This window comes from Bartonella phoceensis (assembly GCF_902825145.1).
Lineage (GTDB): Bacteria > Pseudomonadota > Alphaproteobacteria > Rhizobiales > Rhizobiaceae > Bartonella > Bartonella phoceensis.
The window spans coordinates 6,787-13,880 of the sequence record NZ_CADEAD010000012.1 but is presented as its reverse complement, the minus strand read 5'-3'; the positions used below and the strand labels follow the sequence as shown (position 1 = coordinate 13,880).

4 protein-coding genes, 1 tRNA gene and 1 pseudogene are annotated in these 7,094 nt (G+C 36.3%); 1 reads left to right on the top strand and 5 read right to left on the bottom strand.

Annotation, left to right across the window (positions count from 1 at the left end; all coding sequences use genetic code 11):
- Positions 1 to 1,248 precede the first annotated feature (1,248 nt).
- From J7R07_RS07610 to J7R07_RS07590, 5 genes are all read right to left on the bottom strand, one after another.
- Positions 1,249 to 1,322, bottom strand: a tRNA-Gln gene (locus tag J7R07_RS07610).
- Positions 1,323 to 1,409: 87 nt separating this feature from the next.
- On the bottom strand, positions 1,410 to 2,168 hold the full coding sequence (locus tag J7R07_RS07605) for an iron ABC transporter ATP-binding protein (protein WP_208436270.1): 759 nt from the start codon (positions 2,166 to 2,168) through the stop codon (positions 1,410 to 1,412).
- Positions 2,165 to 3,115, bottom strand: coding sequence for an iron chelate uptake ABC transporter family permease subunit (locus tag J7R07_RS07600; protein WP_208436269.1), 951 nt, complete (start codon positions 3,113 to 3,115; stop codon positions 2,165 to 2,167). The genes J7R07_RS07605 and J7R07_RS07600 overlap by 4 nt, the downstream gene beginning before the upstream one ends.
- Complete coding sequence (locus tag J7R07_RS07595) at positions 3,108 to 4,064, bottom strand: ABC transporter permease (protein WP_208436268.1); 957 nt, start codon at positions 4,062 to 4,064, stop codon at positions 3,108 to 3,110. The genes J7R07_RS07600 and J7R07_RS07595 overlap by 8 nt, the downstream gene beginning before the upstream one ends.
- Positions 4,065 to 4,156: 92 nt before the next feature.
- Positions 4,157 to 5,092: a siderophore ABC transporter substrate-binding protein gene (locus J7R07_RS07590; RefSeq protein ID WP_208436267.1), complete on the bottom strand. Its 936-nt coding sequence runs from the start codon at positions 5,090 to 5,092 to the stop codon at positions 4,157 to 4,159.
- Between the two features lie 457 nt (positions 5,093 to 5,549).
- On the opposite strand from J7R07_RS07590, the pseudogene J7R07_RS07585 reads away from it, so the two are divergent.
- Positions 5,550 to 7,094 (top strand): annotated as a pseudogene (locus tag J7R07_RS07585) (hypothetical protein); the annotation flags it as partial.

The following is a 7,094-nucleotide window of genomic DNA, read 5'->3' as shown; positions in this document are numbered from 1 at the left end:
TGCTGTTGCAGTACATGATAAAAGGGATTTTTTAGACACAAGTACTCTCCTTTAAAGCCCCCAATATTTATTCCCCCGCTAACTTATAAGAAGAATAGAAAATGGATAGTTGTTAATACAATAATTCGTCAATCTAATTATTTTATTTGTTTTGATATGTCAAAATAAATAAAATAATTTTATCAAAATAAAAAAATAATTTAAAATATATAATGCATTTATATTTTATATCATATTGTGTTATATTAAAATATATTTTAAACAATAATTGTTTTTTTCAAATTTATTTTTTTCTAAATATAAAATTACTATTTAGCAACAATATTTTAAGTAAATATTACATTATATGGATTTTTTTTGAAGGTATATAACATCGTTTACAATTTTCTCTGCATTAATAGAAAATGCAGTTTAAAGTGTTATTAATCGTTGTCTTTTCCAACTCAATCGTGCTGCCCGCGCTTGTAGAAAATGCACCAGAGCCATTACACAATTTAGAGATATTATCACCTATACCAAGTTCACTCCTGTTTGTTTTTAAAGCAATATCTGTGACCTTAATATGTCCACCGTCTTCTGTAGATAATACTGCATTTTTCTCTGTGAAGTTCCTCCCATCATCGTGATTGTAGTGTCTGACTTAAATAGCAAATATTGCGGTTGGCACTTTTGATTGTTGATCGTTCTTTTATAATGCGTTTCTTGGTAAATGTGTTTGACCTTCATGCAAAAAGAAACCTGTTGTTCAAAGACACGCTAACATATTTATTTTTCATGTTGTAGCCAATTATCTAGAAATTCTCTTGAGATGCTTAGGGTTTGGCAATTTACATGAAGGGGGCTTGTAGAGCATGTGTTTTAGAGTTCTTCATCTGCTTTTGAAGATTTTAAAAAAGTCTGTAAAAGCTCAGAAAATCGCTTTGAAGACTCTTGGAAAAAATAAATTGATGCAAAACCTGCTGTCAAATTATGCAAAACCCGATGACAAGTTACATTTAGAAACCAGCAAATGGTTTAAGAAAACACGGGAAACACGTGTTATAGCCAACGCATATACTACGATTTTTCAAATAAAGGCAATTTAAGGTTAAAATAAAGACAAAATACTATCATTTTTATTGCAAAATTCCGTATATCATCAAAAATATACCATAAAATTAAACAGAAAATTTCAGGGACGTAAAAAAATAAGCTCAATGGAATGGGTGGACTCTAGGGGTCCAAATTTTTTTCTTAGATTTTGTTGATTGGCTGGGGAACCTGGATTCGAACCAAGATTGACGGAGTCAGAGTCCGCTGTTCTACCATTAAACTATTCCCCACTACGCAGTTTCCGCCATCTTTAGCAGATTTTACAGTGCATGCAAGTACAAAAATAGTCCCTATAATGATGATTAAATAAGAGAAATTTATCGATAATAAAGGGCAATAGGTACGCCATTGATTGTTTTGACCTGAATATCTACATCATAGATGTCTTTCAGAATTTCTGGCTGCATAATTTCTTGTGGTGTTCCACAATAAGCTGCTTTGCCTCTTTTGAGTGCAACAATCATATCTGAATAAGATGATGCGAAATTAATATCATGCATAACAACGAGAATAGTTTTTTTAAGTTCATCGGCTGTACGGCGTAATTGCTTCATCATGGAAACAGCATGTTTCATATCCAGATTGTTCAATGGTTCATCTAAGAGGAGGTAATCAGTATCTTGACAGATGACCATTGCGATGAAAGCGCGCTGGCGCTGTCCACCAGAAAGTTCATCCAAAAAGCGGTCTTTTAGATCTTGTAAGCCGAGATATCGTAGTGCGCTGTCAATAAATTGTTTATCTTCATTATTATACCAGCCTTTTGAGTACGGATAACGTCCAAAACTTACTAAATCGTACACGGTTAAACGAAAGGTCAAAGGATTCTCTTGACGCAAAATTGAAAGTTTTTGCGCCAAAATATCATGGGGCATTTTATCAATATTAAAGCCATCAACATGAATTGTACCATTATGGTGTGGTAAAAGACGCCTTATCAGCATTAAAAGTGTTGATTTTCCAGAACCATTGGGACCAATGAGAGAAATAATCCCCCCTTTGGGAAGATGAAGGCATAAATTATCGATAATCAACCTTGCTCCATAAGACTTGGAAAGATGATTGATCTCAATCATTTTAGTTTTCCCTTCATCAGTAATGTTAAGAAGACAATACCGCCACAAAATTCAATAATAAAACTTAAGCGTCCTGCCATATGAAAAATTTGCTCTAAGATAAATTGTCCACCAACCAAACAAATGATAGCCAATAATATTGCAACGGGTACAACAAAACCATGTTTTGCCTGGGGGGAAATTTCGTAAGCAAGATTAGCAACTAATAGTCCAAAAAAGGTGACGGGTCCTACCAGGGTTGTGGAAATGGATACGAGAATAGAAATAAATATCAGAATAGCTATGGCACTTTTGTGATAATCAACACCAAGATTAAGTGCATTTTCGCGTCCTAGAGCAAGAATATCAAGTAGGTGACGTGAACGCCAACCAACGAAACTTATAATCAAGACAATGATTGTGGCAAAACTTATTGATGACGTATTAAATTTATTAAAATTTGCAAACATGATATCCGTTAAATTCATCATTTGATCTGGATTTAATTGCAATTGCATAAACATACGTAAACTGAAAAAAAAGCCACCTAAAATAACACCAATTAAGAGTGTCAAATGAAGCCCTTTTAGAGTCCCTGTAAATAAAAAGCGAAAAAGGCTTACTGAAAAGACAATAAGAATAAGAGCTTCAAGAGCTAATTGTCCTTCTTCATTCAAAAAAGGCAAGGAAAGAGAGCCTAAAAAATATATTGTGACAGTTTTGATTAAAATATAAAGCTGATCAAACCCCATAATAGAAGGTGTAAGAAGACGATTGTTTACAACTGTTTGAAATAACACCGTGGAAACGGTAATTGTATATGCAACAAGAAGAAGAGAAACAAGTTTTGTAAGACGAAATGACCACGTATAGATGTTGATGTTCCATGACATGTAAAGACTGATCACAGTGCACGCCATTATGATAAGCATTGTCAATAGAAGGGTTGTTGCTCTCTTTTTATCCAAGACGCTTTCTCCAGCGTAAAAGCAGTGTAATAAAAATGAAACTACCAATAATCCCCATCATAGTGCTAATGGGAATTTCAAAAGAAGGATGAATTATTCTTCCTAAAATGTCACAGATTAAAACCAGTCCTGCACCACTTACTGCGACCCAAGGAGCAGTATGGCGCATATTATCTCCCATGAAATTTGAAATAAGGTTGGGAATAATGAGTCCAACAAAAGGAATGCGGCCAACGGTACAAACAACAACAGCGATGATTGATGCAACAATAAAAAGACCAAACAGCATGACAGTACGATAATTAAGGCCAAGATTGTTGGTTAAGTCTTCTCCAAGACCAGCCACCGTAAAGCGGTCAGCGGTGAAATAGGCAAGAATGCAAAGGGGAAGAGAGAACCATAAGAGCTCATATTTTCCCTCAAGAACCATGGCAAAACTGCCAAATAAATAGGCTTGAAGAGAGGGAAGTAACATTTCATAATCCGCAATGGCGTTGGTTAAGGAGCGAATAACATAGCCCAACATAATTCCTGTAAGTGGTACAATAAGAGCAGATTTTAAAAGAACGCGGCGCAATAAAAACATAAACAAGAGCGTGCCAGTCATAGCAAAAATTGTCGCAACAATCATTTTTCCTAAAACAGGGATATTGGGCAGAAAAATCATAACAAAAAGAATACCAAGGGAAGCAGATTCAACAGTTCCAGCAGTTGATGGCTCGACAAAACGATTACGTACAAGCAGTTGCATAATCATGCCTGAGAGTGCAAGTGATGCACCTACCAAAAGCACTGCGATTGTACGGGGAAGACGTGTTTGCCAGAAAATAAGCCACGCATTTGGATTGCCTGTTAATAGATCAGAAAGTGTTACATCAGAATAACCAACGAAAATGCTGAGAATAGACAGCAGGGCAAGAATTGCTACAGTTATCCAGTAATTTTTCACGTTAAATTATTTTCCACTAAAAAACAAAGGCCACTTATACGCAGCCTTTGCTCTTAAATTCTATTTCCATAGCAAGCAAGCCATTTATATGCCTATTTGCTTTTTGTAAATGCTTCATTGATTTGCTGTGCTGCTTCGTTAAGTCCAGTTAGACCACCACTCGCACGATACCAACTCCAAGAGTCCAAATAAATAATTTGGCCTTTTTTGCCAGCTGTTGTACGCTTAACAAGCTCATTATCAAGTAGTTGTGCCGCAGATTGTCCTTCCCGTCCAATTGCCGCATCCCGATCAACCACCAATAACCAGTCAGGATTTGTTTCAAAAACAAACTCATGAGAAACAAGTTGTCCATGTTTTTGTACGGTGAGTTTGTCAGTTGCAGGAGAAATTCCAAATGCGGAATGGAGAATATCAAAACGTGACTTTGGACCCAAAGCACTGATCTTTCCACCAGAGGTCATGAGGATGAGGCCTGTACCTTTTCCTTTGGTATTTTCACGAACTTTTTCTAAAGTCTCATCGAGTTTTGCAATTTCCTTTTTTGCTTCCTCTTCTTTACCAAAAATTTTCCCCAGGATAGATATATTCCGTTTAATATCTTCAAGAGCATTTTCATTCCTTATGGTGAGATCAATAGTTGGAGCGATTGTAGATAAATCTTTATACTTGGCTTGAGTCCGCGAAGAAATAATGATCAAATCAGGCTGTATAGAAGAAATTTTTTCATAATCAGGTTCAAAAAGAGTGCCAATTTTTTCATATTGTGCATCATTAAACTCTTGCAAATATGTAGGTTTTTTCCCTTCAGGAACACCAGCAACTGCTTTGATACCAAGGTGCTTTATGTTGTCAAGTGAAGCAAGGTCAAATACAATAACCTTTTGGGGAGAGGCGGGAACAGAAGTCATACCTGAAGCATGATTAATCGTCATGTTTGTATAAGCATTCACACCTACCAATGAAAACATTGCGAAGCAAATTGCAAAAACTAAAACAGAAATTACCCATTTCATATATTTTATCATCGTTATTTCATCCTTTAAATATTACGGGTTCAGACACTTAAAAACTTAATTTAGTCATTTTTATGTACAAAATGACACATTTATAAATAACATTATGTTGTAAAGTTGTCTAATATATGTTACAAATCGTCCGTTTACCTTATTTTCACTTAAATTATAGTGATTTTGCAATTATATTTAGAGAGTTTTATGTATGATCAACATATTTAGACACCGTATGCATTTGTGTGCACTTACAACAAGTATTTTTTTCTTTTTACAAGGTGTAAATGTTTGTGTGGCGAATAAGGAACCTATAGAAGTTCCTCCTATTCAGAAAAAGGGTACGAAATCTCGTACAGTGGCTTTTTCCCCTATACCTTATAACTGTAAAGATAGCCGTTATGCGCTGGATCGTGAACCTATCGTCTGTGATGGTGAGGCGCACTCAATAACAATAAAAGGGGGGAGTATTGTTGTGAAGAAAGAGGATGAGAATGCTGTATACGGGATGGGGAACCTGGGAACTCAAAATATTCGAATTGACAATGTATTTATCAAGGGAGTGTATTTTCCTAATGATACTGATGACAATGTTCTAGATAATGAAGATAGTGTAGATGAAAGGGGGGTGGGGAGCGCCATACATATGATGATGGATGCAAAAGCGCATTTGAGTCGTTCCAATATTTATGGTTTCCTTGTTGGACTTGAGGCTCAGATGGGAGGGGAGATCACCATGAAGAATGCTAGCATCAGAAAAACGCGTATAGGTGCTATTGCGGATTCAGAAGCATCTATTTTTTTAGAAAATGTGCGTGTTATTGCGACAGAAAATGGCCTGATTAGTACTGAAGATTCTGAGATATTGATGCAGGGTGGAATACTTGCTTTTTCAAGGGATGCTGCAGGGGTTATGGCAATAAATGGGGGCAGAGTTCAAATGAAAAATGTTAAGATGCAAATGATGCAAAAAGGTGAAGCAGAGTGTTGTATGGATGTAGAGAGGCGTTCTGGAGATCTTCAAGAAGAGGAGGGTGATCAGCCTGTCTTTTTATTATCAAATAAAGGTTTTGTTGCTTTTGATAATGGAGCTCTTCAGGGCTTGAATTCTACTTTCATCTGGGTTGCTAACGAAAATTTTGACGAGATTGATATTGCTGATCCTTTTATTGTCGATACTCCTGGATTTCATGCAGTCTATACCACTAATCAAAAAAATAAAAAGAATGAAGATTCTATATTCGGGAAAGTTTCTGACGCTGAAGGCGAGACTTTAGCCGATTCTACTGCCGTTATGAGGAGCATTATAGGCCATGAGGCTGTTTTTAAAATGGGTTCTTTGAGAATGAGTTCTCGTTTAAAGGATTCAGAAGTTATAATGTTAGGACGGGATTCTTACGGTATCTATTTAGGTCCGTTAGAGTCAGAGGAGGCGTTGGAAGGAGAGAGAGACGGATCGCTACAACAGGAAGGAAATCAAAGAGTAAGGGATATAGTCTTTTTGAAGAAGTCTTTTCTTAAAGTTCCAGGTGGTACAGCTATTTATGATAATGGTTTGAAGGGAGGAGTTGTTTTAGAAGAATCGGAAGTTTCCGGTAATTTCTTTCTAGAAGCAGAGCCTTCTTCTGATTTGATGATTTTTGCTCATAAATCTGTGCTTAAAGGGGCGGCCCGTGTTGATAAAGATGCTAAAGTAAAGATTTTTTTATCTGGTAAATCACAGTTGGTTTTAGAGAAAGACAATAGGAATTTAAGAGATTTAGATGTAGGTCACAGGGAGTGTGGGGATTCATGTATTCCATTTCTAGGGCTTAAAGATAGTAGTATTTCGTTTATTTCTAATTCTGGTGGTTATCAAATGCTTCGCATTGGAGGAGGTGGAGGTCCGGTTTACAGTGCTGAAGGGAAGTCTGCGATTACCTTCAATGTGGCTGTTGTTTTCAAAGTATTGAATGATGCAGCTGTAAATTTAAATGGACTTGTAGAGGCGGTAGATGTTCAAGCGCCAGAATATGTGGTA

Bases quoted from the DNA above. Each gene is read 5' to 3' on its own strand.
- J7R07_RS07605 (WP_208436270.1), bottom strand. From the start codon at position 2,168: ATGATTGAGATCAATCATCTTTCCAAGTCTTATGGAGCAAGGTTGATT.
- J7R07_RS07590 (WP_208436267.1), bottom strand. From the start codon at position 5,092: ATGATAAAATATATGAAATGGGTAATTTCTGTTTTAGTTTTTGCAATT.